Raw genomic sequence first — 26,473 nt, forward strand, 5'->3', positions numbered from 1 at the left:
TAGCTAATGATTACTCCAAAGTGGCTATAATTCAAAAAAATTGTGTTCCACATGTTTTAAATAAGTTTTAGTAGGCACCAGGAGTTTTCCTGGTACCTATCTTTTTATGTTTTGACGGTGAAATTATTTGTTATTTTCGCATGTACAGTTTCGTACTTTTCAAAATAGGAGCGAATTAGTTCAACAGCATCTTTCTGAATTTCTTTTACAACTGGTTTCCCTTTAAACATATCGTAATCACCACCACCGTTAGCACGATAATTATTTAAAACAACCTGGTATTTCTCATGTTTATCAAGGGGGATACCATGGTACCTAACGTTTTCAACCCTGGAACCTAAAGGTTGTTGCACATTTATTGTGTACTCTATCCCTTCCCACATATCATAGTTGTAATGTTGTGGTTTTGGATCAATATAGGCTGGATTAACTGTTATTTCCCCATTTTGTAGAATAAAATATCCAGCACTTTTTTCAAGCGCATCTATTATATCTTGTCCAGTCAATTCAAGTACCACTAGGGTATTTGGGTACATATAGTTTGAAACAATATCACGCATTGTAACGGTCGAGCCAAATCCTTTGGAGTCATTATTTAACAGAGAAGTAACAGAAATATCTATGCCACTTGCCTCCATTTGTACTTGCTGGATAAGTTCAATAAATGGATGTTTCCTAATTCTTGCCTTTAACGGATCATTGATTGTCATGTCACCATCTATATATCCAATTGGCTGATCAAGCCATTGTTGAGTAGAATCTTCGAGATCTTTCATATAAGAAAGAATATCTTCATCAGGCTGCACACCTTCTAATGTGTTAACTGACGCATGCTTATCAATTAATCTCCAGCCATTATAATAATGCTCCATTGTGATATCAATTTCACCATACATTTTGCCGTTGTTACCTGGCTGAATAACCAGAACATCATTAATCGTTCCGGTTAAGTTACGGTGCTGGTGACCGGTTAATAAAATGTCAATTCCTTCTATTTGCTCACACATCGCATAACCTTGGTTCTCACCGGTTGGTCGTTCTGTATTTTCGCCAGTCTCAATATCACGTTCAAAACCCCCATGATAGGAGGCAACCAGAACATCAGGTTCTTCAACTTCATTAATATGTTTAACCCATTTTTGAAGTGTAGAAAGTGCGTCAGCAAATTTGATACCTTGAATATGCTCAGGTGATTCCCAGTTAGGGATATAATGAGTCGTTACACCAACAATTGCTACTTTAATTCCATTGTTCAATGTCTTTATAATATAAGGTGGTCCAAAATAGGCTTCACCACTATTGGCATCGATACTGTTTGCTGAAATCCAAGGGAAATCAGACTCTTTAACAGCATCAGTTAAGATTTTTTTACCAAAATTAAATTCATGATTGCCAATCACACTTGCTTCGATTCCTATCTGATTCATGACGCCAATCATAGGGTTTTCTTTATTAGCATGTTCTTTTACATAATGAGTCATTAATGGAGTTCCCTGAATTAAATCGCCATTGTCCAATACGATTACATGCTTATTTTCCTGTCTTGCTTTTTGAACAGCTGTAGCGTATTTAGCTAGGCCTAAGTCGGCATGTTCATTTGTTCCATATAAAACGGGTAATACGTTGCCATGAACATCACTCGTATATACTAGCTTGATAGTTGCTGTATTGTTATGCACTATGTTACATCCTTTCTAAAAAATCCGCTGAAACAGATGATTGTACTTTGCTTTTAGATTGGTTTTTAAGAGTTTGTTTTAGTTCGCAGTTTGATATATACTGCGAACTAACTGCTGGAATAATCTCTATAACTTGTCCCGTCGTCTGGGGTCGCTACGGGCGGATGCTTTCCGCGGGCACGACCTCAGCCTCCTCGAGAAGACCACTCTGCGGGGTCTTCGGAACGTACTATTCCCGCTGGAGTCACCGCCCTCCGCTCACCCGTACTAGTGTAGTGATATCAGACATTTCTTCTATGAGAATTTCTACTCTAGTCAACAGCGAAGGAAATACACGGAGACTCCCTCCGGAAAGGTTGATATACCAGTGATTAGAATGTGATAATTCTTTTATAAAATCTTTTTGTAGTTAAAGAACGACAGAAATCCTTCTTAAAGGAAAAAAATGGTAATAATACTGACACGTTGCGGTCGCTAACAATTTATTGTTAACGGAAAAGCGTATTCCGATGCCCTTTGGATCTCCGCATATCTTAGAAGGACGTACCCTCCCAGGTCTCTTGGCGTCGTGCGCATGCTTTCCTTCATTGGGTCTCTTTCTAAGGCGGAGGCCGCATGATGCTCCTGTTTGGACTCGAAGTCGTATGTCTCAGTTTGGCGGCTTCTCCGGATCATCTTTATTGTCATGCCCAGGGACGCGAGAACGCTACGCCACTTACTTCGCTGGAAGATGACTCGAAAGGTCTCGTCTCATCTGTTCGGCGTCAAAAGGAGATTGGTATTTACTCATCCCGTAAATGACTTGCAGGAGTTTCCGGCATAATACCACCATCGCTTCCTTCTTCTTGAGCGGATTTTCGGGCCGGTTCACATAATACTGATAGATATCCTTGAACGCTTCATTATTTGGAAGAATGGTGGTCACCATCCTGAACAGAAGCGCTCGGAGGGCTTTTCGCCCTCGCTTCGACAGCCGTTTTTCGCCTTCTCGGTCACCGGAAGAGTTATCCCGCAGCGTCAATCCCGCTAATTTGATGAGTTGGCGTGGATGACCATATTGCGGAAGTGGTCCGGTTTCGGCAAGAAGCTCGGCTGCCTGATTCTCACTTACCCCTCGGATAGATGTAATCCATTCGAAATCAGAAAGCTGACGGGCATAGAAGCTGAGCTTTTCCTCGATCTCCTGGATCTGCTTATCCAACAGGGCGTATTGATCTAAAAGGGTGACCAATTTGAAATAGGCCATATCTTGCCCTTGCGTGCGGCCAATGGAGAATGGGGCCAGTTTCTTCAACTCAGCGATTTTGTTTCGGGATAAAAATCGGGCGCCCTTGTCTTCGCGATATAAAGCCATGCATTCCTCAAGTGACCGTGTCTGAACGTCTTGGGGAAATGGGGTATATCGGAGGACCGTACGTGCCTGAATACCCCAGTCTTTAAAGATTTTCAGGAATTCCGGAAAATATTGATCGGTCCAGTTAACCAGCTTGTTTTTTAAGCTCGCCCGTTCATCGATAAGAGCTCGCCGCCATGTGGCGCACTCACGGAGTTCTGCTTCGATGTCTTTCAGAAAGCGATGAAAGGTGAAGTAGCCGTTTTCGACGAGACGGGCAATCAACCGAGCGTCTTTTTTATCATTTTTGGACTGGTTGTTATCCTCGAACTCTTTGGAACGTTTAACATGCATCGGATTGACGATGACGTACAAAAGTTGTTCGTCCCATAAGCGTTCAGCGAGATTCTTCCAGTAATGGCCGGTGGCTTCAAAGCCAATGACCACATTCGCTTTTTGATGTTTGGTTTTCAAGTCCTTGACGGTCTGAATGAAGCTTTCGAAACCTTGATAAGACTGTTTGAACGAAAAGGCGCGTTGAAGTTCTCTCCCACGGTCATCAACCGCACAAGCATAGTGTTTTTTCTTTGCGATATCAACTCCGATGATTAACGTGTCCTCTGTCACTTGATTAATTTTGTCATTCACATTATCATGCATTTGTAAGGTCCTCCTTAGATGTTTGGTTTTGTGTATATCTGCATCTTAACGGAGGACCTTTTTATGTTTCAAGAGGGGGGACGTCTCCCCAATAGGAATGCTCCTGTGGGAGCTGAGGCCTAGATGAGACTACGAAGCGACGTAGGAGCAAGGAGACTCATCAGCCGCCCTAGGTGCGCGTAGTGTATTTCCGGAGCGGCATAATAGCACTCAACTTTTTTAAAAAGTACTTCGCATTTTATATCAACTGCGAAAATTAAAAGCCAACAGAACTATAAAGGGTCTTAGGGTCATAATGAAAGAAACGAAACCAGAGTATGCTCCTGGATTTCGTTTCTATTATAACTTATATTATACAATTTTCCGTCTGATTCTTGCAGAAATAAAGTCAATTACTGTTACCACAATTATGATTGCAAGCAAGATTAATCCCATTTCATTCCAGTTACGGTTATTTGCTGCAAAGATAATCATAGTACCAATACCACCTGCGCCAACGATACCCAAAATGGATGATGCACGGATATCAATTTCAAAGCGGTAGATTGCGTACGATAAGAATTCAGGAATAATCTGTGGCATAACACCATAGAATAGCATTTGAACTTTATTAGCACCATTGGCTTCCATTGCTTCGACAATTCTCATATCAATTGATTCAACAACCTCAGAGTAGAGCTTTCCAAGCATTCCGGTTGAGCCAATGGCAATTGCAAGTACACCAGCAAATGCGTTTGGTCCTACGGCAACAACAAACAGAATAGCCAAAATAATATCGGGAAATGCGCGAATAGCGGATAGAATCCACTTTCCAGTTGCAGTTAATAGTCTGTTTCGGGACATATTTTGAGCTGCTAAGAATCCCAATGGAATAGCTAGAATAGCTGCCATAAAAGAACCTGCAAACGCAATTGTAATCGTCTCAAACATCTTTCCAGCAACTTCACCGGTTGCCTCCCAATTTGGGTGGAATAATTTAGGAATGACGCGGTGGAAATTATTTATGGCTCGTTCAGCTGCGCGTCCCCAATCCACGTCAATACCTAAAAAGGTCCAAGTATAAACTGCAATTACTGCTAATAGAATAGTTATCCTTTTGATTCGCTTAAAAAGAGAACGTTCTGGTTTTGGAGGGAGAGAGTATGCTGCCATTATATCAATGCCTCCCTTAATTTGTTGCTTATATATTCAATAACAAGTACAACGATAAATATTAATATGATAATTGCCATAACGTTAGGATAATTATAAAAACCCAGCTGCTGATCCAGTACAAGACCAATACCACCTGCTCCAACTAATCCCAGTACAACAGAAGCACGAATGTTTATTTCAAATACATACAGTACAAATGATGCAAACTGTGGAAGGACCTGTGGTACAAGACCATAGTAGATTACCTGAAATACATTGCCTCCAGAAGCACGCATTGCCTCAAGTGGATTCATATCAACAGATTCAATTGTTTCGCTGATCAATTTTGCCAGAATCCCCAGTGAGAATATAATAAGTGCGATAATACCTGGAAACAGTCCGATACCAAATAATCCTACGAAGACAACAGCTAAAACTAAGTCCGGAATTGTTCGGAGGATATTCAGAAAAGTTCTTGTCGTAATATATATTGGTTTAAAGGTTGCAATGTTTTGTGCTGACAATAATGCCAGTGGAACCGTCAATATAGCTGCGACAGTTGTCGCGATGATAGCCATCTGAATTGTTTGTGCCATTGGATCCCAAACTGCAGGGATAACACTTAGGTTAGGAGGAAAAAATTTATTGACCACCACTCCCATATTACCTAGCGCATCGGCAAATCCTCCTACCATCTGACGCTGTGTCCATATCATGCTAAACAGATAAAAGCCTATTACGATGAAAAATATAAGTGTAACCTGGGCTTTTGTCTTTGCAGGATAAAGTGGCGGTGTCATTTGGGAGGGTGTGGAATTAGTTTGATTAGTCACGATTCCTGTGCCCCCCCACGTAAGTCATCCTCACGTATAGTACGGCCATAAATTTCTTCAAATGTTTTCTCGGATACCTCTGATACTGGTCCATCAAACACAACTTCACCAGCACGCATACCAATAATTCGGTCAGCATACTCCATAGCCATATCAATAAAGTGCAGATTTACAATCGTTGTTATATTATCTTCTTTATTTATCTTTTTTAGATAAGTCATTACCTGATGTGATGTTGGTGGGTCAAGTGATGCCACTGGTTCATCGGCAAGTATATAGTTAGGCTTTTGTGTTAAAACACGGGCAATACTGACACGCTGCTGCTGACCTCCACTAAGTTCATCAGCTCGACTATGAATTTTATCATCAATATTTACACGTTGCAGGCTTTCGTAGGCTAGTCCGATATCTTCTTTTTTGTATAGATTAAGAATGGAGCGTAGTGTACCTGTATGACCTAAACGACCGGCAATAACATTTTTCAGTACATTAGAGCGATTTACCAGGTTATAACTTTGGAATATCATACCAATCTTTGTGCGAAGCTTACGCAGGTCGGAGCCGCGATATCTAAGTATATCCTCGTCATCAATTAATAGGGAACCTGAAGTGGGTGTGACCAGACGATTCACACTACGAATAAAAGTTGATTTTCCCGCTCCGGAAAGACCTACAATAACTACAAATTCACCATCATTTATTGTTACATTTATATTTTTTAATCCTTCTGTTCCATTCGGGTAGACTAGGCTTACGTCTTTAAATTCAATCATAATATGTATTTCCTCCGTTACAGTTGTTTGAGAAAGTTGCCTGTGTCTAACATAAACGTTAGAAAAAGGAGGAGATAATTACCTCCCCCTTTTTAAGTTGATATTACAGTTCTATGTTATCCTTGAATTTCTTGTAGGTATCTTTAACTACTTTATATTCCTCATCAGATGCTTCAATAATGGCATCCCAATTGTATACTTCATTCATAATCTTGATCATTTCCTCATTTTCATTAAATGATAGGAATACATCCTTGATTTTCTGTACCAATTCGTCATCTAATTCTTTAGTAACGGAGATCGTGTCATTTGGAATATCTTGTGTATATTCAATAACTTTTAATTTTTCCATTACATCAGGATATTCTCCTTCAAGTTCTGTACGCACATCATCAAACGTTGTTGCAACATCAGCATCCCCTTGGTAAACCGCCAAAGCAGCTGTGTCATGTCCTCCTGCAGCAGTAGTGCCTGAGAAGAATTCTGTTTCCAATTGTGGTGCGGAGTCATAGTCAAATTCCATCATCAATTGGTTTGCTGGGAATAGATAGCCAGAAGTGGATCCTTTATCTGGGTAAGCCCAGATTTTTCCTTCTAAGTCTGCTAGTTCTTCAATTCCTGAATCAGCTTTTACTAAGTATTGTGCTTTGTATGTACCGGATCCATAACGCTCTGATTTCAGGATTACTTCAGCCCCATATTGCTCGTTTGCTAGGACATAGCCAAATGCCGGGATAAATCCAACGTGTACCTGGTTAGCACCCATAGCTTCAACTAATGCATTGTAGCTGGTCATAACTTTACCTTCAACCTTGATACCCAATTCTTCACCTAGCTGGTCCGCTAATGGTTTAATTGTATCAGCGATTGTATCGGAATCCTGAGATGGTACGAATCCCATTACAATTGTGTCTGGTGTTATGCTTTCTTCACCACTACTGCCGTCTGCATTCTCTGAACTACCGCAAGCTGCCAACACTAAGGTTAAACCTAACAAAAGCAATAGACTAAAAATTCTCTTCATTTTGACCCTCCTGTGATTTTAAAAAATTATAATTCCTCCTCTTTATTAAATAACATTTTGATGAAAATTACTAGACTAAATTGAAAAATTTTACACTAGATTAATAAACTTAGAGCAAAAATGTGTAACATAATTCGTGGAATGTGTTATCTTACACCTAATGTTTCTATATTGATTATTTAGGAAAAAATTATAGGAAGCGACTCGTTAAAGGGAGAGGATAAATTGGGTTATGAAAGAGGCATATTTTTATATAATGGTCATGCAGGAAGCGATAACATGGAGCAAAAACTTTCCCAAACGATACCTGTTATTTCCAAAGCTATCAAGAAATTAACTGTTATTCAGACGGAAACGATTGAAGAGGCCAAGGATTCTTGTGCTGAATTTGCTGATAAAGTTGATATTATAGTTATTCTTGGCGGGGACGGCACGTTGTTCGAATGTATAAATAGTTTGGCTCCTTTAAAAAGAAGACCAATTATTGCTATTTTACCTGGGGGAACATGTAATGATTTCAGCAGAATACTAAATATACCTCAAAACTTATATCAGGCCGCAGAGGCAATTGTCTCTGGTGAAGTGATCAATATAGACATTGGCAAAACAGCTGATAATTATTTCGTTAACTTTTGGGGTATTGGGCTTGTTTCAGAAACATCTTTAAATATTGATGAAGAACGAAAGAAGAATTTCGGAGTATTAAGCTATTTTATGAGTACACTCAAGACTGTTAACCAGGCTGAACCTTTCACTTATAAAATAATTGCCGATGACGAAGTTTACGAAGGGGAATCGGTAATGATTCTTGTGCTAAATGGAAAATTCATTGGTACAAGGGAATTTCCGATACCTACAATAAACGTTAATGATGGAAAATTCGATGTGTTAGTTATAAAAAATTCAACATTGGCCACTCTGCGGGAACTATTATCAATGAATAAGCCCAATATAAATACTGAACAATTAACAGAGCTAAGATATTTTCAAGCATCAACGTTAACAATTAGGACGAATCAGCAGAAAGCAATCGACATGGATGGCGAGATACATGGAGTAACACCAGCTGATATTGAAGTTTTGCCAAGTCACATTCAAATGATTGGAAACTATAGCTTATAATATCTGGTTTTCATCGATGCTTTTAGGGTATTGAGTACTCAATGCAGTAAACAAAGGAGACTGGGCAAATGTTGCAATATATTATAGAAGTTATTAATGAATTAGGGTTTTGGGGACTATTTATCAGCTTAGCGACTGAGGCGTCATCCGTTCCTTTTCCTGGTGGCCTGGTCACGTTAACATTTGGTTACCTTCTTAAGCTGACTTTCCTTGAAGTGTTACTTTACGGGTTCATTGGGAGTGCGATTTATTCTGTATTCAGCTTAATTCCTTATAGCATAGGTTACAAACTGGAAGATAAATTAAAACAAAAGATGAATAAGAAAAAGATAGAAAAGGTACAAATATGGTTCAAAAAATTTGGTGTATGGACAATCGCATTCGCGAGACCACTTGGAATAGGTAATTATATCTCATATATAGCTGGTATTAGTAAAGTAGGTGTATGGAAATTTCAAAGTTTGACGTTGTTAGGAATACTTCCATGGACAATTGGAATGCTTTGGCTTGGTAGTGTTGGGAATCTGAAATCGGTGAAAAAATTTATGGAGGAATTCCAGCTGTATATATTTTTGATATTAATAATAGCTGGAGTTGTCTATTTGTTTTATAGAAGACATAAAAAACGAGCATCGTATTATCGTACAGAGCCAACTTGATTTTATAAAAAGTTTAGTAATAGTGATATATATCATAGCATGGCTGTCACAAACGCGATATGCTCGATGTGGGATTTGGGATGTCCTCAACTCTTTATATCGTGCGGGTTTGTCGGCAAACCTGCACTAGCATTGGGATTAATTATTCCTAAAATGCAAAAGCAAAACACCTTTATTCAAGAAGATTGGTGTTTTGTTTTTTTAATTAAAGGTAATATTATAATTATGGAGCTTATAAATAGTCTCTTTTGCTAATTAATCTTACTGGGACATAATTATGTGAGCCTGATTGGTATTATTTATTGAGGCCCTCTGACGACACAACTGCGTAATGTAATTCTTTAGCTGTGTCATAGCACTTAAGTATTTTTTGCATTACATCGAAATATATAGCGGCAATATTCCGTTAAACAGCCAAAAGTTATTAGGAGGAAAACAATGCGTGTATTAGTAGTTGGAGCGAACGGTGGTATCGGTAAGCAGGCGGTTGAGAAGTTATTGGAATCTGACCACGAACCTGTTGCAATGGTAAGAAAAACGGACCAAATTCCACAATTTGAAGAATTAGGTGCCGAGACAGTTTTAGCGGACTTGGAAGAAGACTTTGAGAAGGCTTTTCATAATATAGATGCAGTTATATTTGCTGCTGGATCAGGGCCGCATACAGGTGCAGATAAAACAATTGTCATTGATCAGGAAGGTGCAATTGAATCTGTTGATTTAGCGAGGAAGTATGGGATAAAAAGATTTATAATGTTAAGTTCAATTGGAGCAGACCATCCCAAAGGAACAGGTCAAATGAAGCATTATCTTTATGCAAAGCATCGCGCCGACGAATATCTTAAAAAAGCAGGATTAAATTATACAATCGTTAGGCCAGGAAGATTAACAGATGATCCTGGTACAGGTAAAGTAAACCTGCAGGAAAAATTATCAGATATAGGAAATATACCTCGTGAAGATGTTGCAGCAGTTCTTGTCTATTTATTAAGTGTTCCAAGAGCAGAAAATCAGACTTTTGAGCTTATCGAAGGAAATACAGAGCTGTCTGAAGTGCTGGCGTATTAACTTTAGTAGTTAATAAACCAACATGGCTGCCGAATGCGCAGTAATTATCCATCATGCAAATTAATTTGTTATCAAGCAAGTGAGGTATTTAATAAACCCTTTCTTACCGCAAAAAGGTAGCTAGGGCCTTGCAAGTAGCCAAAAATTTTCTGAAGTTTAAATATTAGGAAATCACTAAAAACATTCTGCATTTGTGATTGTGACACAATGCAGAATGTTTTCGTGTAATAACTTTGTAATAATTGTGTTTAATTTGTTATATTCACGGGTAATTACGAATTAAAGCAAAGAAACTATACAACTTCAAGGAGGAGCATAATAAAATGAACGATAAGGAAGTAATTGTTTATATCAGCGATAATTGTCCGATTTGCGAAAAGCTGTTAACCCAATTAGATGAATTGGATGTTCACTATACAACTAGAAATATAACGAAGGATCGAGAATATATAAAACATATACATGAGTGTGATGTATTTGGTACTCCAGCTACTTTCGTAGGTGACGAAGTGGTTTGTGGTTTCCAGATCAACAAAATAAAATATTTACTAGACATGTCTTGTAATTATCAGCCTCACTTATAGTAATTGAATACTGTGATGAACAGGTTTACACACATTTTTGGTTTTTGCATATAGTAGTAATACAAGAACATACAAAAGAGGTGTGTAACATGTTTGAGAGGCCTTATAATTATACGCCACCTTATAATGGAAATCCGTATAATTTTTATCAAAATAATACACAGCCGCTGCACAATTATAAACAGATGTACAACAATTACAATACAAATTTTCAAACCCCTTTTGAGATGTATGCAAAACCGAAACAACCAATGAATTGGCATCCATATGGGCAGTCTATAGGCGGTACTTTTAATACACCACCAAAAAATAACCTCCTCTATTATTTTCAGGATAATAATGGCGAAATGGACCTTGATAAGATGTTATCAACAGCTGGCCAAATAGCTAATACGTTTCAACAGGTTTCCCCAGTTGTGAAACAGGTAGGCTCAATCATGAAACAATTTCGATAATATTTTAGAAAGATGGACTTATCGCTAAGCCTTAGTTGCATTTATTCAGTGGGAAAGGATATACACTTTCTCAACTGCTAAGAGAGCTGATGAAGCATTGCATGCATGTCATCAGCTTTTTTTACTTTATATTATTGCGGAAATTATGGAAAACATTTAAAAGCTATTATAGGAAATAATAAGTAGAGGAATTGGTTAAATATAAAGTACATTGAAACATGAGGAGAATTAGTATGATTGGATGTCTGATAATACACGGATATACTGGAGGACCGTATGAAGTTGCCCCTTTAGTTGAGTATCTCAAGGAGCATACCAGCTGGCAGATTGAAGTACCAACATTGCCAGGACATGGAAGAAAGTTAGCATTGGAAAATATTTCACACAAAAAATGGATTAATGCAGCAGAAAGTTCCTTCAAGCGATTAAGTGAAAAGGTTGATGAAATATATATTATTGGATTTTCCATGGGGGGTATGATTGCTGCTTACTTAGCTGCAAAGTATAAAATCGATAAGTTGGTGCTGTTGGCTCCAGCTGGAAAGTATTTATCATTTAAACAGATAAGCAAGGATATCAGGGACGTTGCTGTAGATGGATTCAATGGGAAGCTCCGTCAAAATAAATTATATCTGCATTATAAAAGGAAGCTTGGAGCTGTTCCTTTTAAAGCTAATATTGAATTTCTGAAGGTGTTAAGGTTTACCCGACGTTACTTAAAAAAGATTGAATCACCTGTATTGATTGCCCAGGGACAACAGGACGGAATGGTTCCATACAAAACGGTTTATTATTTGGATAAGGAAATTACATCGAAGGAGAAGGAAGTTGTGTTTTTTGAACGATCAAGACATCTTATTTGCTTAGGAAATGATAAAGATGCACTTAATATTATGATTCATCAATTTCTGTTAAAAGAAAAATCCAGAGAATAAAGGGAGAAGACTAAAATTAATTCAGCCTTCTCCCTCGTTTATTATTGCTTATCTTTAAAAAATGAAATAACCAGACCCCCATCACCTGCATATGTGGAAATTAGCGGGCCCATTTCAGTTAAATAGGCGTCTTTAAACGGGTATTTCTGTCTGATTTCCGCAAGTACTTTAGTTGCTCGTTCCTCTGCGTTACAGTGGGTCATTGAAATAACTTTATCTTCAAAGTCTTTCGTATATTCACCAATTTGTTCGATAAATCGCCTTATCGACTTTTTATCTCCCCGAACTTTCTCGGTTACTTCAATACTTCCTTCGTCTTCACTAGCTTTCATTAACAGTTTTATATTTAATGTCTTGGCAATTGTACCCTTCACTTTATCTAAGCGTCCGCCACGTACTAAATTCTCCAGTGTCTTTAAAACAAATAGTGTTGTTGTATCCTCAATTAGTCCGTTCAAGTGATTAACGACCTGGTCATATGTACAGTTCTCTTCTATCTTTATTTTTGCTTCATGAAGTAAAAGCGCAATGCCACATGAAGCTGTTTTCGTATTAATCACTTCGATTCTACGATCTGGTTCCTCTTCAAGAAGCATCGTTTTAGCAAGTACCGCATTTTCGTACGTCACACTGAGCCCTTTTGTCAGACTTAACATAATAATAGGAGTGTTTGGGTCTACCTGCTTGTATGCCTCGTAAAAGTCATTAGGGCTTGGAGCTGATGAACGCGGTAATTCCTCTGACTCCTTCATTTTTTTATTAAATGTTTCCAAATCAATCGTTACACCTGTTTTGTATTGTTCATCTTTAAAGTGTAAGTAAAGAGGTACAACAATAATATCCAATGCTTCGTCTAAGCGCTTTGGTATGTCTGCTCCTCCATCAGTCATTAACTGAATATTCATGACATCACCCAATTCATATATATTGGCTTAATTATACCAGTTTTAAACACTGGTTGGTATGTACATTTGTCATTTCTTTTGTGATATTGTCACTTTTGATTTTCGAGCGGTACTCATAATGAATAAAAATAGCCCGAATAATACAATTGTTCCACCAAGCCATTGTGACCATGTCACCTTTTCACCTAAAATAAAATAGGCGAGTATTGAAGCCCCTATTGGTTCAAACACAATTCCCATTGAGATGGTGGAAGTACTTAACCATTTCAATGCCCAATTAAATAAAGTGTGTCCAAAGAATGTTGGGATAACTGCCAAAGCAAGAAAAACAAACCAGTGGTTAGCGGAATACCCGAAGAATGGATTTTGGACAATTAAGTTATATAAAATTAGTGTTACTGAACTTATTCCATAAACAACAAACGTATATGTCATTAGTGATAAACGTTTTCTTACCTGCTGTCCCACTAAAAAATATGCTGTTACAGTTATCGCTCCAAGTAAGGCAAGAATATCCCCGAATAGTGCTATGCCACTTATTTGAAAATCACCCCAGCTGATAATTACACTGCCTAATAAGGCAATTATCATACTGATTACAGCACCAGGTGAAAATCGTTCCTTGAAAAAAAAGTAAGTGCCCAAAAAAGCGAAGATTGGCTGTAATGTTACCAATACCACCGAGCTTGCTACAGATGTATAATTTAATGATTCAAACCAGAGGATAAAATGAAAAGCAAGAAAAATCCCTGCTAAGGCTGAGAGAATCCAATCCTTTTTTGAGATAATGCTAAACTCATTTCGATGTTTGAAAAGTACATATGGTGCCATAATAATAACTGCAAACAGCAACCGGTAATTTGCAATTATGGCTGCAGGAGCCTGATCAGCCAGTTTTACTAAGACTGCAGATGTTGACACAGCTATAACACCAATTACAACCGCTATATATGGATTGAACGGAGGTAGACGCATAAAAGTCCCCCTTTAAATTCGTAAAGTTAGTTAATTTAAATTTTATTTTATCATGCTATTGATGAAAAATCATAATAAGAAGTAGTGGATATCATCTTAATATATGTGTTATGATGAAAGAACTGTTATTTTCTGTATGATATTTCATGAATGAGGCCCTTTTCCATAAACTGGAGTAGCCTCTTTTTACACTTTCAGAGCCTATCCGGAATTTATTGTTGATTGGAAGTCTAAAATAAACTGAGTTCTCGCCAAACTTGGTTTTTCTAAAAATTATACATTAAAAAAACTTGGCTTTATGTCCAGTTTTTAATGGCGAAAGCCTTTAGTGGCAGTTATGCTGATTGGAAAGTAATAATACTCTCTAATCCGCCAAATAAATATGTAAGAAAAAAGGAGTAGAGTAACAAGGTGACAACATTTAATGAACTAAGTATATCACAGCCCATTATGACAGCACTTGAAAAAATGGGGTTTGAGGAAGCGACACCGATTCAGGCAGAGACAATACCTCTTGCCATGCAAGGAAACGACGTAATTGGACAAGCACAAACTGGGACAGGAAAAACAGCAGCATTTGGCATCCCTATGATTGAAAAAATAGACCCTAGTCAAAAGAAAATACAAGGACTAGTAGTAGCTCCTACACGAGAGTTAGCAAATCAGGTTGCAGAAGAAATCAACCGTTTAGGCAAAAACAAAGGTGTGCGCACAATGCCAGTATACGGCGGTCAGCACATGGAACGTCAAATAAGAGCGTTGAAGGATGGCCCTCATATTGTCGTTGCAACACCAGGAAGACTTCTTGATCATATGCGCAGGAAAACAATACGAACGAACAATGTGCAAACGGCAGTATTGGATGAAGCAGATGAAATGCTTAACATGGGATTCATCGAGGATATTCGTGATATCTTAAAAAATATCCCTGATGGAAGACAAACATTGTTATTTTCGGCAACAATGCCTAAAGAAATACGAGATATTGCAACAAACTTGATGAATAGCCCAAAAGAAGTAAAAGTAAAAAGCAAGGAAATGACAGTAACAAATATTGATCAGTACTTTATTGAGGTACCTGAAAAATATAAATTTGATACGTTAACAAACCATCTGGATATTAATGCACCAGCATTAGCAATAGTCTTTAGCCGTACGAAAAAGCGTGTTGATGAAATAGCAGAGGGGCTACAGGCAAGAGGTTTCCGTGCTGAAGGTATTCATGGTGATTTAACTCAAGGAAAAAGAATGTCCGTATTAAACAAATTTAAAAATAGTCGTGTAGAAGTATTAGTCGCGACAGATGTTGCTGCGCGTGGACTGGATATTTCTGGTGTAACCCACGTATATAACTTTGATATTCCGCAAGATCCTGAGAGCTACGTACACCGCATCGGCCGTACAGGAAGAGCAGGACGTACAGGAGAAGCGATATCTTTTATAACACCAAGAGAGATTGCACATCTGCACTCAATCGAAAAAGTTACCAAAAGTAAGATGAAGCGTATGATGCCTCCTACTAATCAGGAAGCACAGCGTGGTCAGCAGCAGGTTACAGTAGATAAGCTATTGCAGACTATTGAACAGAAAGATTTGAAATCCTATCATGAGACAGCAAATGAATTACTGCAGAATCATGACTCTATAACAGTTATTGCTGCAGCACTTAAGATGTTGACAAAAGAGCGTCGCGATACACCAGTACGAATATCATCAGCACAGCCGATCAGTGTGAAAAAAGCACCAAGAGGCAAAGACAATAACCGCAGACCAAATAATAAAAAGTTCTACGGAAAACGCAATCAGGGCGGACGTAACCAAGGCGGACGTAATCGCAAAGGAAATTTCCAGAAGCGCAGAAATAATAATAACAGCTAAGTAGAGGCTCCTTGCGTAAAGGAGCTTTTTTAAATCTATAGGAAATTATAAAATTTAAGTGCTGAGGATAATTGGACATCAGAATCAGCGACGTCCAGCTCCGACGTACAGGACGTACTAGTGCCGGTGACGCCACAGGACGTGGCGTTCTAACCGGCCAGCGCCTAGCGCCTAGTGGACTTCCCTCCCCGTGTCTACGATAAGTCAACATCGAATCGCTAACGCTCTTCGTGTATCCTTTATCTCACACGGGTCAGTCCAGTCCATACGGCGCTGAACAGGCGCTTGCGCTTTTGTTCTGTGTTAATTAACGAAACGAAAGTTGAGGTAAAGCTATATGAGGCAGCCACCAGTTAATACAATTGCAACTGATGCAATAAAAGCATGGAAAATAACCGCATGGATTTATGTTGGGTTTCTTTGGCTAGCGACCATTGGATTAACTGTTTTAACGTATTTGTTTGAGTTTTCATATTGGTTTACAGCCGTAGCAATAGTCATCAGTGGACTAAGTACGTACTTATTTGTTTTTCTACTCCCAAAGCTGCGCTGGAAAAGATGGCGTTACGAAGTGTTTGATCAGGAAATATATATTCAGCACGGGATACTGATTGTGTCACGGACATTAGTGCCAATGATACGCGTGCAGCATGTTGATACACAGCAAGGACCAATTTTAAAAAAATACCAACTGGCAAGTGTTACTATTTCAACTGCAGCTACAACACATGAAATACCCGCATTACTGGATGAAGATGCGTCAGAGTTAAGAGATCGTATTTCAGCACTTGCAAGGGTGGACGAAGATGATGTTTAATCAGAAAAGGCTACACCCGGCAGCTATATTCTTCAATTTTATTAGGGTGTTGCGTGAATCGCTTTTTGCAGTTGTTCTAGGGTTTATCACATTTAAAGATGATTCACTTTTTTATTTTATTTTAATTACATCAGGTATTTTTATTCTAATGCTAACATTTAGTATTCTGTCGTGGTATCGCTATACATACCGAATTGAAGATGAGGAACTTCGAATCGAATATGGTATATTTATTCGAAAAAAGCGTTATATCTCAAAAAACCGTATCCAGTCGATTGACCTGACTTCAGGAGTTATCCATCGAATATTTAAATTAACAAAGGTTCAAATTGAAACGGCAGGAAGCAGTAATGGTGCAGAAGCTTCTCTTAAAGCAGTCAAACGGACAGAAGGGGATGCGCTGCGTCAGGAATTAAAAACGGCCGTTACAAGACACGAGGATGTACATGATGATCTTGTGGAGCGGAAAAATCCTTCATTAAGGATAAGCTTTAAACGGTTGTTTTTAGCAGGATCCACTTCTGGAAGCATCGGTGTCATCTTTGCTTTAATGGCATTTGGTTTTTCAGAGTTGGAACAATTCATACCTGATCATTATTACGATAATACGGTGGAATGGGCAATTGGACTAAGTGTTATCTTTATAGTAGTGCTTGTTATCATTTTATTAGTTTTCCTTTGGCTATTAGGTATTGCTGGTACGATGATCAAGTATGGGAATTTTACTATCACTAAAAATGATAGTGAACTATTTATCACCCGCGGATTACTGGAAAAGAAACAAGTGACTATTCCATTAAAAAGAGTACAGGCAGTAGGCATTCAAGAAAGCATTATCAGGCAGCCACTCGGTTATGTAACGGTTTTTGCGGAAGTTGCTGGCGGGTCGATGGACAAAGGTGAAGATTTTTCATCGGTATTATTCCCAATCATGAAGGCTGATGAAGTGGGCGAATTTTTTAATACATTTTTACCGGAATATGCTGGAGAGACTCAGGAGCTGATACCACTTCCTAAGCGGGCTCGCAAATTTTACCTGCTGCGTTCTTCATTACCAGTGATCATAATTGGGGCTGGGGTTGGATACTTTTTCACACAATTTGTGTGGGTACCGATTCTTTTGCTGATAGGCAGCTTTTATCTGGGATTTTTGCGACATAAGGATGGCGGTTTTTATCAGGATGGCCAACGCTTAACTATTCGCTATCGAACTCTAAGTAAAAACACACTAGTTATGTACCATAAACGTTTACAAGCATTTGAGAAGAAGCAATATCTGGTGCAGGCTAAACAGAAGTTAGCCACGATGAGACTTTCAATAATAGGAAAGATGGGGATGGGCAAACATTTTATAATTAAAGAAATGGACGAATCCCATACCGACCAATTAGCCGATTGGTATTCTTATCGTAAATGAATATATATCATGAGACGAAATGTGGGTAAGTACTTGAGTGCTTTGGCGCCAACTACGGAAATACACTACGCGCACCTTAGGGCTTGCGCTGAGCCTCCTATTAAAAAACGCAGCGGTGTCTCAACGTCTTCGCTGTTCATGAGAAGTCTACGCGTATTTCCTGCGGTGGAATTTGCTCACTAAAACTTGGTAAAAAATTGATTCAGCTATAAAGAAAAAACACACTAATTATTGGTTAATTAGTGTGTTTTCTTATTTTTTAGCAGTTAAGAAATAACCATGGCTGCTAAAATGCGCAGCCACCACTTATCATGAAAATTATTTTGCATATAGCAGGTTTGAGGTATTGCGGACACCAGGGACCTTATTTGGCAGAAATTCACGAAAATGGTGGTGTTTGCGGACATCAGGGACCTTATTTCACACAAATACAGTTAAATAACCATGATATATTTAAAATAAGGGCTTCTGTGTCCGGATAATATCGAAAAGATTACTTTTTTATAGAAATAGCGTCTTCTGTGTCCGCTAAAATCAAGTTAGAGTTTTATTTTTATACAAGAGTATAAATACCTTCTTACTGCATAAGTGCAACTAAGGCTTGACGATAAGCCAAGTTTTCTAACCTAAAATATTCTGCCTATCAGGCCAAGTATTATCAAAACTCCAAGAAAGCCCCACAGGATTTTAGAGTATACTTGCTTTGGAATACGTCTTTTTTTCCAGCGGTTTGGGTTAAACTGTATTGAATCATCATCCCGGTAACGTCTGTTTCGCCAAGGAGAGAAGGGCTGGGCTTTAGTTAACACCAGTGGTGCTAATGCGAAGCCGCCGATAAACCCGAAAATATGTGCGTATATATTTATTCCTGGCTGGATAAATGTCATAACTAACCCAATAATAAAAATAGTTAGGATGATTTGTGAGCTTGCCTGGTCGATTAAATGCTTGCGGAATGCTACCATATAAATATAGATTCCAAATAATCCATAGACTGCACCGGATGCTCCAACATATTGATAATATACAGTAGGTGTCAGAAAGTATGTTGCGAGATTCCCTATCAGGCCTGCTCCGATGTATGCGAATATGAACTTGTATTTACCAAGCATTTGTTCCAGCGCTGGTCCAAATAGGACAAGTGCAAATGAATTAAAGACCGCATGCATAAGACCAGCATGAAGGAAGATTGATGTGAGTAAACGCCAGTATTCACCTTGACTGATATAAAAATTGTTACCTGTACCCCATCTATCTAATTGATCTCCAAAAGGGAAAGGCAAGAAATCTGTAACCAGCCATAGGACAAGGTGGATGATTATAAGTCCTGCGACTATTGGATAAAATTGAATAAATTCTTTAATACTTCTTTCTGTGCGGATGAACAACGGCATACCTCCTTACTAGAACAGTTTGATAGTTAATAAAGGCTTGTTAATTATTTTAGTGAATTATCCTGCATTGTATAACCATTTTAATTTTACTAAAATACATCTGATAAATATAACGATATGCATTATACATATGGAAGGGTCAGAATTAATTATGATAAAAGGTATTGGAATTGACATAATTGAATTGGATCGAATTAGAAAAAGCATGGAGAGAAGTGGGCGTCTTGAAGAGAGGATATTAACAGAAAATGAGAAGACATATTTTGACCAATTAACGAATAATAGAAGAAAAGTTGAGTATCTTGCTGGAAGATTTGCTGCCAAAGAAGCCTTCGCAAAAGCAACAGGTAAAGGAATTGGTGAATTAAGCTTTCAAGATATAGAAGTAGTTACTGATGAGAATGGTGCTCCAGGAATAAAAGTAAGGCAATTTCAGGACAGTACTAATTGGATTTCTATTACGCATAGTAGAGATTATGCAGTCGCACAAGTAGTAATTGAAGTAAACAACTAATAGGGGATTCTGCATAATTGTTAGGGTTGTCTCATATATTTTAGTGCGGGTAGGAGGGAACAAAGTGTTTATTGTCACCGCGAATGAAATGTACGATATCGATCGATATACCATGAACGAAATCGGGCTGGATGGTAAGTTATTAATGGAGAATGCCGGGAGGGCTATTTCAGGAAAAATAGAATCTATTATTGGAAAGCCAGATCACATTTGCATTCTAACAGGCAGTGGAAATAATGGTGGTGATGGATTTGTTATAGCAAGGACTCTGTTAAACAAAGGCTATCACATAACCGTTGTACAGGTTGTGCCAAATCAAAAAATCACAGGAGATGCGCATTTCCATAAAAACCTGCTTTTATCGCTTGGAGGATCTGTGATTATCAGCAAGGAGCCTTCAGAAATACATGAGCTGGTCCGGAACTCAGATATAATTGTTGATGCGATTTTAGGGATAGGCGTGAGCGGAATGCTTCGTCATCCAATAGCTGAAATTGTGTCCATTATAAATGAAACAGCTAATTTTGTGATTTCTGTTGATATCCCATCAGGGCTACCTGCTGATGAGGGGATACGTGATTTTCAATCAATACAAGCCAGCTATACTGTGATTGTAGAAGCTCCTAAAGTAAGTGCGTTTCTGCAGCATACTGCATCCTTCTATGGAGAATGGGATATTGTTTCAATTGGGCTGCCGTTAGACGTTTTAAAGAATAACGTAAAACGGGTTAGCTGGACGGAGGACCTGTTCAGACAAAGCATGCCTAAGCGGAAAACAGATGCCCATAAAGGAAATCATGGAAGAGGGCTGGTAATCGGTGGTAATGCAGAGATGCCGGGGTCAATTACAATGACTATAAAAGCGGCCTTGCGTACTGGTTCGGGGTTAATTACAGCAGGTACAACCGAAAAAGTCATACCAGTAGCAGCATCACACTGTATGGAGGCTACGTACCTTAAATTAGGCGAGACGAATGGTAATTTGAATAATGATATCTCTATACCGTTGAAAAGCTTTGATGCGGTAGCACTGGGTATGGGGATGGGTCGACAACAAGTAACTAGTAATCTAGTCAGACAAACGGTGGAAGAAGCAACGTGTCCGCTTATTGTGGATGCAGATGGTTTGTACCATATAAAGTCGATCCTTGATTTGGTCAGTAATAGAAGGGAACCAACGATTATAACGCCGCACCCGGGTGAAATGGCTATGCTTTTGAATGTTTCCGTGCGTGAGCTTTTGGTCAAGCCTTTCACATATTCAAAGATATTTGCAGAAAAATACCAGGTTTATGTCGTGTTAAAAGGGAGATTCACTATTATTACGGCACCGACAGGAGAACAATCTGTAAATAGTACTGGAAATGTAGGTCTAGCTAAAGGCGGAAGTGGTGATGTGTTATCCGGAATTATTCTGGCAATGGTCATGCAAAAACAAAGTGTATTTCAGGCACTTTGCAACGCATGCTTTCTTCATGGCTCATCTGCTGACATACTAGTAGCAAAAGAGCACTCTGTAAATGATTTAATGGCCTCCGATGTAATTGATGGTATCGCTGAAGTATATCGTACGTTTAGAGTTTGATTTGTGACAATAATTTTCCTCCTGACAAGTCCGTAGCTCGCTAAAAGAGTGAAATGAGACAAGGGAGATATGTCCATGAAAAAAAAGTTTGGGATTTGGATGGTAATTGTCTTCGGCTTAATCCTTGTACTTGCAGCCTGTGGTGAAAAATCTCAGGAAGATGTTGTTGAGAAATTAGAATCCAAGCTAGAGGCAATGAATGGATATAAGGCAAAGGCCGAAATGAAAATGAATACCGGACAGGAAGATCAGAAGTACAATATAAACATCTGGCATAAGAAAAAAGATTTTTATCGTGTCGAATTAACGAATGATCAGGATAAAAAAGGCAGCCAAATTATCCTGAAAAATGAAGACGGGGTTTTTGTCCTTTCCCCGGCCTTAAACAAAAGCTTTAAATTTCAAAAGGAGTGGCCTGAGAACGGTAGTCAGCCATATCTGTATCAATCACTAGTAAATGATGTTATGAAAGATAAAGAAGCTTCTTTTAAGGTAAGCGATAATTATTATATTTTCGAGACGAAGACAAATTATCAAAGCAACAATAATCTTCCATATCAAGAAATTTACTTTGATAAGAAAACATATACACCAGTCATGGTAAAAGTATTGGATAAGGATAAAAAAGCATTGGTTGAAGTTAACTTTTCTGAGTTTAATACAGAACCAACCTTCAACGATGATGATTTCACGATGGAGAAAAATATGACAACCGGACTGACGGATGCTCCAGTTACTGGTGATGGAGAAGCAGATGCATTTACCGTTGTTTATCCACTGAATATGGCCGGTTCTGAATTAGTTGAACAAAAAGAAGTTGAACTTGAAAACGGTCAACGTGTAATCATGACGTTTTCTGGCGAAAAGAACTTCACGCTAATTGAAGAGAAAATGGAAGTAATACCAACCATGTCTTCTCCGCAAGTAGTAGATGGTGAAATAGTGAATCTTGGACACTCAATTGGAGCCCTTTCCGGAAGTACCATAGAGTGGAGTAATAATGGGATGAACTTTATCCTGGCTAGTGATGAGTTGACTAAAGAAGAGTTAATTAATGTAGCAAAGTCCGTTCAAGGCAAAGAAGTGAAGTAAATGAATAGTAGTAAGCAGACTCATAAGGAGAGGGGGTCTGCTTTTTATTTTTAAAAGAATAAGATAAACTGTGGATAATACAAGTTAAGGAGAGGAGAGGTTTCCGCCGTGGCAGACGCAATATACCGAGATACATGGGCTGAGGTGAATCTAGATGCAATAGCTTATAATATTGAACAAATTAAGGAGAAGCTACCTCAACATAGCAATGTAATGGCAGTAGTGAAGGCTGATGCATACGGCCATGGTGGTGCAGATGTTGCCAGAAAAGCGCTTGAAGCAGGTGCTAATATGCTAGCGGTGGCATTGCTGGAGGAAGCCTTGGTATTACGTAATGCTAATATTAAAGCACCGATTTTAGTCTTTGGAAGAGTTTCCCCAAAAGACACGCCAATAGCTGCTGAACACGATATTACGCTGACTTTTTTTCAGAAAGATTGGCTCCGTGAAGTAAAAGCCCTACTTAGTCATCCATTAAAGCTGCATATGAAGTGGGATACCGGTATGGGAAGAGTTGGCATACGTACAGCTGATGAGCTGAGAGAGATCGTAGAGGAGTTGCAGGGTGAGCAGCAGATAAACCTGACCGGAGTATATACACACTTTGCCACTGCCGATGAACCTGATTTAACTTATTTTGAGACGCAAAAAGAGCGATTTGAACAATTGTTACATGTGTTTAATACTATCTGGACAGATCCTGTGATAATCCATGTTGGTAATAGTGCTGCATCTATCCGCTTTCCGGAAAATATGTATCACTACATCAGGTTTGGTATCGCTATGTATGGCCTGTATCCATCAGAAACAGTCAAAAGCGAACGTCATATTGATTTGAAACCTGCATTTTCGTTAAACAGCCGATTAATTCATGTGAAGAAAATTTCTCCAGGCGAATCGATTAGTTACGGTGCAACATATGTTGCCTCAAACGATGAATGGATTGGAACAATACCCATTGGCTATGCGGATGGGTGGATACGTAAATTACAAGGAATGGATGTATTAATAGATGGAAAGCGAATGCCGATTGTTGGAAGAATATGTATGGACCAAACGATGATAAAGATGAATGATGAATATCCGGTAGGTACAAAGGTAACGCTAGTAGGAAAGCAGGATAATGAAGAAATCGAAGTTGATGAAGTTGCGGCACATTTGGACACGATAAATTATGAGATACCTTGCATGATTACCAATCGCGTACCGAGAATACACAAAGGAAAGTAAGACAGCATCTTTTATTTTTTGCGAGAACTGGCATAATATAATTATCTCAAAATAAATATATACCATGAGGAATTAATGTTTTAGAAAACTTGGATTATCGTCGAAATTTAGCGGCGAAAGCCTCAAGGTGCGCTTATGCAGTATGAAAGTATAATTATTTATGCTTCCTTACTTGTTAAACTTTTTGTTAAAAATATTTTTATATACCTTTGCAAACCATGGGCTACAATGATATTATTAAAAAAGAGTTAAATAGTGGTCGTTCAACAGTTGGCGGAGGTGTATGGTTTTGTCAGAGAGCTTACAGGAGATCTTAGTACGATTACCAAAAAACCTATTAAACGAGGTGGATGGATTAATGAAATATGAAAATAGTGATTTCAGTGATTTCATATGTCAAGCTACAAGAAACTATCTGGAACATAAGAAAGATGAGCATATTCAACAATTTCGCGAATCTATGCAACAAGGATATGAAGAAATGGCCAGAATTAATCTAACAATTGCTTCCGAAGCTTTTCAAGCTGAAGAGGAGGCTGAAAAAAACACCCTAGAGCGCTCTGTGATCGGGGTGTAAGCATTTGATCGTTCAAAGAGGCGAAGTATATTTCGCTGACTTATCCCCTGTGGTTGGATCAGAACAGGGAGGCATACGCCCGGTATTGATCCTGCAAAATGATATCGGAAACAGATTTAGCCCAACGGTTATTGTGGCTGCCATTACTGCGCAGATTCAAAAGGCCAAGCTTCCTACACATGTGGAGATTAATGCAAAACGGTATGGGTTTGATCGTAATTCGGTCATCTTGCTAGAACAAATCAGAACGTTAGATAAGCAACGCTTAACTGATAAAATAACAAAATTGGATAATAAAATGATGGAAAAAATTGATAAGGCATTGGAAATAAGTCTAGGACTTAAGGAAATGTATGATCAATCGTGATACCCCCTTCCCGATGAGTGAAGCAGGGGTATTTTTTGTGGTGAAATTTATGAATTATGTTGAACATGTTTTATTCGATTTTATGTTACAATAAATAACATTAATATACATGCTTCTTGAAAAAAATAAAATTCCATGATAAAACCATATTGAAATGGTATTATTGATATATATTGAATTTTTTATAATTGACTAGTAAATATTGATTAATGTGTTAGTGGGAGGTAAGCTAATGGACCAAAAATTTAAGAAAATTGCTTTGGAAAATAGTGATTCAATAGTAAGTATGTGGATGGATGAGGTTGGTTCTTTAAAAAATGGAAATTATACATCAAATGTGTCAGATGAATTATTTGAAAGTACCAATAGAGAATTTGTAAATGTTATTTTTAAAAGTATCAAAGATCAAGGTTCCACAAAGCACCTGGAGGACTTCTCTGAAAAACTGATAAATTTAGGTTGGCCGTTAAGCTATATTACAGATGGTCTACAAGTTTTCAGGCGCGTTACAGTTGACTTCATTCTCAGTCAATCCGAACAAGTCGATTCAGAATATATTTCACAGGTCTTAAGGAGTGTAGATGCTTGGACAGAACCGATAATCCGACAATTGGTAAATGAGTATTCAGGTAGCTGGGAACACATTGTCTCGCTGCAGCGTGTCGCACTGCAGGAATTATCAGCACCACTAATTCCTGTTATGGATAATATTACGGTCATGCCCTTGATTGGGACGATCGATACCGAACGTGCAAAATTAATTATGGAAAACCTGCTGGAAGGTGTGATGAATCATAATTCAGAAGTTGTTCTAATGGATATTACAGGCGTTCCTGTTGTTGATACCATGGTTGCTCATCACATTATACAGGCAGCAGAAGCGGTACGATTAATAGGTTCAACTTGTATCCTTGTAGGTATTCGCCCTGAAATTGCACAAACAATTGTAAACCTTGGGATTGATTTAGGTAAATTCCCTACCAAAAGCACACTGAAAAAAGGTTTTACGACAGCACTTGAAATTACAAATAGAAAAGTAGTCGACTTGAATACCGAAGAACAGAAAATTGAAGACATGATTGAATCCATCGGTAAGGAGTGATAGTTTGCGAATACCTATTTTAAAATTACACAACTATTTATTGATCTCAATTCAAACAGAGATTGATGATAATACAGCAATTAAGTTCCAGGAGGATTTGTTGGACAAAATTCATAAAAGTGGTTCATCAGGAGTAGTCATTGATCTAACATCTGTAGAAGTAATTGACTCATTTATTGCCAAGGTATTAGGTGATGTCGTTACTATGTCAGATCTTATGGGGGCAAAGGTAGTATTGACAGGAATCCAGCCTGCAGTTGCTATGACATTAATTGATTTGGGAATTCATTTAAGGAATGTCCCAACTGCTTTAGATCTGGAACAGGGCTTGGTAAAACTGCATCAGGAATTGGGGGAATGA

The 26,473-nt window shown here is 38.3% G+C and carries 26 protein-coding genes; 17 read left to right on the top strand and 9 right to left on the bottom strand.

From position 1 onward, the window contains the following. Positions 1–104: 104 nt before the first annotated feature. The 6 genes from ACE1TG_RS08995 to ACE1TG_RS09020 all read right to left on the bottom strand — a co-directional run bounded on the left by ACE1TG_RS08995 (position 105) and on the right by ACE1TG_RS09020 (position 7,436). Positions 105–1,679 (bottom strand): bifunctional metallophosphatase/5'-nucleotidase, encoded by a 1,575-nt coding sequence (locus ACE1TG_RS08995; RefSeq protein ID WP_375052043.1) that lies wholly within the window; start codon positions 1,677–1,679, stop codon positions 105–107. 715 nt (positions 1,680–2,394) lie between these two features. Continuing rightward, positions 2,395–3,672: an IS110 family RNA-guided transposase gene (locus ACE1TG_RS09000; protein ID WP_375052044.1), complete on the bottom strand. Its 1,278-nt coding sequence runs from the start codon at positions 3,670–3,672 to the stop codon at positions 2,395–2,397. Positions 3,673–4,023: 351 nt separating this feature from the next. Beyond that, on the bottom strand, positions 4,024–4,824 hold the full coding sequence (phnE, locus tag ACE1TG_RS09005; protein WP_375052045.1) for a phosphonate ABC transporter, permease protein PhnE: 801 nt from the start codon (positions 4,822–4,824) through the stop codon (positions 4,024–4,026). Beyond that, positions 4,824–5,606 carry a phosphonate ABC transporter, permease protein PhnE gene (gene phnE, locus ACE1TG_RS09010; protein WP_375052076.1) on the bottom strand — a complete coding sequence of 261 codons (783 nt, stop codon included), beginning with the start codon at positions 5,604–5,606 and terminating at the stop codon, positions 4,824–4,826. The genes phnE (ACE1TG_RS09005) and phnE (ACE1TG_RS09010) overlap by 1 nt, the downstream gene beginning before the upstream one ends. 29 nt (positions 5,607–5,635) lie before the next feature. Continuing rightward, positions 5,636–6,412 (bottom strand): phosphonate ABC transporter ATP-binding protein, encoded by a 777-nt coding sequence (gene phnC / locus ACE1TG_RS09015; protein ID WP_375052046.1) that lies wholly within the window; start codon positions 6,410–6,412, stop codon positions 5,636–5,638. A 103-nt stretch (positions 6,413–6,515) separates the two neighbouring features. After that, positions 6,516–7,436 carry a phosphate/phosphite/phosphonate ABC transporter substrate-binding protein gene (locus ACE1TG_RS09020; protein ID WP_375052047.1) on the bottom strand — a complete coding sequence of 307 codons (921 nt, stop codon included), beginning with the start codon at positions 7,434–7,436 and terminating at the stop codon, positions 6,516–6,518. A 225-nt stretch (positions 7,437–7,661) separates the two neighbouring features. Here ACE1TG_RS09020 and ACE1TG_RS09025 point away from each other — a divergent pair, with 225 nt between their 5' ends. From ACE1TG_RS09025 to ACE1TG_RS09050, 6 genes are all read left to right on the top strand, one after another. After that, positions 7,662–8,558, top strand: a complete 897-nt coding sequence (locus tag ACE1TG_RS09025; RefSeq protein WP_375052048.1) for a YegS/Rv2252/BmrU family lipid kinase — start codon at positions 7,662–7,664, stop codon at positions 8,556–8,558. Between the two features lie 68 nt (positions 8,559–8,626). Further along, entirely contained in the window at positions 8,627–9,217 is a 591-nt protein-coding gene (locus tag ACE1TG_RS09030; protein WP_375052049.1) for a DedA family protein, read from the top strand. Positions 9,218–9,655: 438 nt separating this feature from the next. After that, positions 9,656–10,285: an SDR family oxidoreductase gene (locus tag ACE1TG_RS09035; RefSeq protein WP_375052050.1), complete on the top strand. Its 630-nt coding sequence runs from the start codon at positions 9,656–9,658 to the stop codon at positions 10,283–10,285. Positions 10,286–10,608: 323 nt separating this feature from the next. Next, on the top strand, positions 10,609–10,869 hold the full coding sequence (locus ACE1TG_RS09040; RefSeq protein ID WP_375052051.1) for a glutaredoxin family protein: 261 nt from the start codon (positions 10,609–10,611) through the stop codon (positions 10,867–10,869). A gap of 89 nt (positions 10,870–10,958) precedes the next feature. Continuing rightward, positions 10,959–11,324, top strand: coding sequence for a YppG family protein (locus ACE1TG_RS09045; RefSeq protein WP_375052052.1), 366 nt, complete (start codon positions 10,959–10,961; stop codon positions 11,322–11,324). Between the two features lie 233 nt (positions 11,325–11,557). Then, entirely contained in the window at positions 11,558–12,259 is a 702-nt protein-coding gene (locus tag ACE1TG_RS09050) for an alpha/beta hydrolase (protein ID WP_375052077.1), read from the top strand. A gap of 41 nt (positions 12,260–12,300) precedes the next feature. Here ACE1TG_RS09050 and ACE1TG_RS09055 read toward each other — a convergent pair whose 3' ends face one another. Then, complete coding sequence (locus ACE1TG_RS09055) at positions 12,301–13,164, bottom strand: DegV family protein (protein ID WP_375052053.1); 864 nt, start codon at positions 13,162–13,164, stop codon at positions 12,301–12,303. 69 nt (positions 13,165–13,233) lie between these two features. Continuing rightward, positions 13,234–14,139, bottom strand: coding sequence for a DMT family transporter (locus tag ACE1TG_RS09060; protein WP_375052054.1), 906 nt, complete (start codon positions 14,137–14,139; stop codon positions 13,234–13,236). Positions 14,140–14,550: 411 nt separating this feature from the next. On the opposite strand from ACE1TG_RS09060, the gene cshA reads away from it, so the two are divergent. The 3 genes from cshA to ACE1TG_RS09075 all read left to right on the top strand — a co-directional run bounded on the left by cshA (position 14,551) and on the right by ACE1TG_RS09075 (position 18,251). Continuing rightward, positions 14,551–16,017, top strand: coding sequence for a degradosome RNA helicase CshA (gene cshA, locus ACE1TG_RS09065; RefSeq protein WP_375052055.1), 1,467 nt, complete (start codon positions 14,551–14,553; stop codon positions 16,015–16,017). 337 nt (positions 16,018–16,354) lie between these two features. Then, positions 16,355–16,834 carry a PH domain-containing protein gene (locus ACE1TG_RS09070; protein WP_375052056.1) on the top strand — a complete coding sequence of 160 codons (480 nt, stop codon included), beginning with the start codon at positions 16,355–16,357 and terminating at the stop codon, positions 16,832–16,834. Next, positions 16,824–18,251: a PH domain-containing protein gene (locus tag ACE1TG_RS09075; protein WP_375052057.1), complete on the top strand. Its 1,428-nt coding sequence runs from the start codon at positions 16,824–16,826 to the stop codon at positions 18,249–18,251. Before ACE1TG_RS09070 ends, ACE1TG_RS09075 begins: the two co-directional genes overlap by 11 nt. Positions 18,252–18,877: 626 nt before the next feature. Here ACE1TG_RS09075 and ACE1TG_RS09080 read toward each other — a convergent pair. Further along, the gene (locus tag ACE1TG_RS09080; RefSeq protein ID WP_375052058.1) at positions 18,878–19,639 is read right to left on the bottom strand and encodes a rhomboid family intramembrane serine protease; all 762 of its coding nucleotides are present in this window, start codon (positions 19,637–19,639) and stop codon (positions 18,878–18,880) included. A 157-nt stretch (positions 19,640–19,796) separates the two neighbouring features. Here ACE1TG_RS09080 and acpS point away from each other — a divergent pair, with 157 nt between their 5' ends. From acpS to ACE1TG_RS09120, 8 genes are all read left to right on the top strand, one after another. Further along, on the top strand, positions 19,797–20,159 hold the full coding sequence (acpS, locus tag ACE1TG_RS09085) for a holo-ACP synthase (protein ID WP_375052078.1): 363 nt from the start codon (positions 19,797–19,799) through the stop codon (positions 20,157–20,159). Positions 20,160–20,223: 64 nt separating this feature from the next. Next, positions 20,224–21,744 carry an NAD(P)H-hydrate dehydratase gene (locus tag ACE1TG_RS09090; protein ID WP_375052059.1) on the top strand — a complete coding sequence of 507 codons (1,521 nt, stop codon included), beginning with the start codon at positions 20,224–20,226 and terminating at the stop codon, positions 21,742–21,744. A gap of 75 nt (positions 21,745–21,819) precedes the next feature. After that, entirely contained in the window at positions 21,820–22,836 is a 1,017-nt protein-coding gene (locus tag ACE1TG_RS09095; protein ID WP_375052060.1) for a LolA family protein, read from the top strand. A gap of 108 nt (positions 22,837–22,944) precedes the next feature. Further along, on the top strand, positions 22,945–24,066 hold the full coding sequence (gene alr, locus ACE1TG_RS09100; protein ID WP_375052061.1) for an alanine racemase: 1,122 nt from the start codon (positions 22,945–22,947) through the stop codon (positions 24,064–24,066). Positions 24,067–24,355: 289 nt separating this feature from the next. Beyond that, positions 24,356–24,643 carry a CopG family ribbon-helix-helix protein gene (locus tag ACE1TG_RS09105; RefSeq protein ID WP_092494227.1) on the top strand — a complete coding sequence of 96 codons (288 nt, stop codon included), beginning with the start codon at positions 24,356–24,358 and terminating at the stop codon, positions 24,641–24,643. 4 nt (positions 24,644–24,647) lie between these two features. Further along, positions 24,648–25,010 carry a type II toxin-antitoxin system PemK/MazF family toxin gene (locus ACE1TG_RS09110; RefSeq protein ID WP_092494228.1) on the top strand — a complete coding sequence of 121 codons (363 nt, stop codon included), beginning with the start codon at positions 24,648–24,650 and terminating at the stop codon, positions 25,008–25,010. 232 nt (positions 25,011–25,242) lie between these two features. After that, positions 25,243–26,112, top strand: coding sequence for an RsbT co-antagonist protein RsbRA (locus tag ACE1TG_RS09115; RefSeq protein WP_375052062.1), 870 nt, complete (start codon positions 25,243–25,245; stop codon positions 26,110–26,112). A gap of 4 nt (positions 26,113–26,116) precedes the next feature. Continuing rightward, positions 26,117–26,473, top strand: coding sequence for an STAS domain-containing protein (locus ACE1TG_RS09120; RefSeq protein WP_375052063.1), 357 nt, complete (start codon positions 26,117–26,119; stop codon positions 26,471–26,473).

It is taken from the genome of Virgibacillus sp. JSM 102003, from assembly GCF_041949995.1.
In the GTDB taxonomy this organism is placed as follows: Bacteria; Bacillota; Bacilli; order Bacillales; family Amphibacillaceae; genus Lentibacillus.

Bases quoted from the DNA above. Each gene is read 5' to 3' on its own strand.
- ACE1TG_RS09000 (WP_375052044.1), bottom strand. From the start codon at position 3,672: ATGCATGATAATGTGAATGACAAAATTAATCAAGTGACAGAGGACACG.
- phnE (WP_375052045.1), bottom strand. From the start codon at position 4,824: ATGGCAGCATACTCTCTCCCTCCAAAACCAGAACGTTCTCTTTTTAAG.
- phnE (WP_375052076.1), bottom strand. From the start codon at position 5,606: ATGACACCGCCACTTTATCCTGCAAAGACAAAAGCCCAGGTTACACTT.
- phnC (WP_375052046.1), bottom strand. From the start codon at position 6,412: ATGATTGAATTTAAAGACGTAAGCCTAGTCTACCCGAATGGAACAGAA.
- ACE1TG_RS09020 (WP_375052047.1), bottom strand. From the start codon at position 7,436: ATGAAGAGAATTTTTAGTCTATTGCTTTTGTTAGGTTTAACCTTAGTG.
- ACE1TG_RS09030 (WP_375052049.1), top strand. From the start codon at position 8,627: ATGTTGCAATATATTATAGAAGTTATTAATGAATTAGGGTTTTGGGGA.
- ACE1TG_RS09035 (WP_375052050.1), top strand. From the start codon at position 9,656: ATGCGTGTATTAGTAGTTGGAGCGAACGGTGGTATCGGTAAGCAGGCG.
- ACE1TG_RS09040 (WP_375052051.1), top strand. From the start codon at position 10,609: ATGAACGATAAGGAAGTAATTGTTTATATCAGCGATAATTGTCCGATT.
- ACE1TG_RS09045 (WP_375052052.1), top strand. From the start codon at position 10,959: ATGTTTGAGAGGCCTTATAATTATACGCCACCTTATAATGGAAATCCG.
- ACE1TG_RS09050 (WP_375052077.1), top strand. From the start codon at position 11,558: ATGATTGGATGTCTGATAATACACGGATATACTGGAGGACCGTATGAA.
- ACE1TG_RS09055 (WP_375052053.1), bottom strand. From the start codon at position 13,164: ATGAATATTCAGTTAATGACTGATGGAGGAGCAGACATACCAAAGCGC.
- ACE1TG_RS09060 (WP_375052054.1), bottom strand. From the start codon at position 14,139: ATGCGTCTACCTCCGTTCAATCCATATATAGCGGTTGTAATTGGTGTT.
- ACE1TG_RS09070 (WP_375052056.1), top strand. From the start codon at position 16,355: ATGAGGCAGCCACCAGTTAATACAATTGCAACTGATGCAATAAAAGCA.
- ACE1TG_RS09075 (WP_375052057.1), top strand. From the start codon at position 16,824: ATGATGTTTAATCAGAAAAGGCTACACCCGGCAGCTATATTCTTCAAT.
- acpS (WP_375052078.1), top strand. From the start codon at position 19,797: ATGATAAAAGGTATTGGAATTGACATAATTGAATTGGATCGAATTAGA.
- ACE1TG_RS09095 (WP_375052060.1), top strand. From the start codon at position 21,820: ATGAAAAAAAAGTTTGGGATTTGGATGGTAATTGTCTTCGGCTTAATC.
- ACE1TG_RS09115 (WP_375052062.1), top strand. From the start codon at position 25,243: ATGGACCAAAAATTTAAGAAAATTGCTTTGGAAAATAGTGATTCAATA.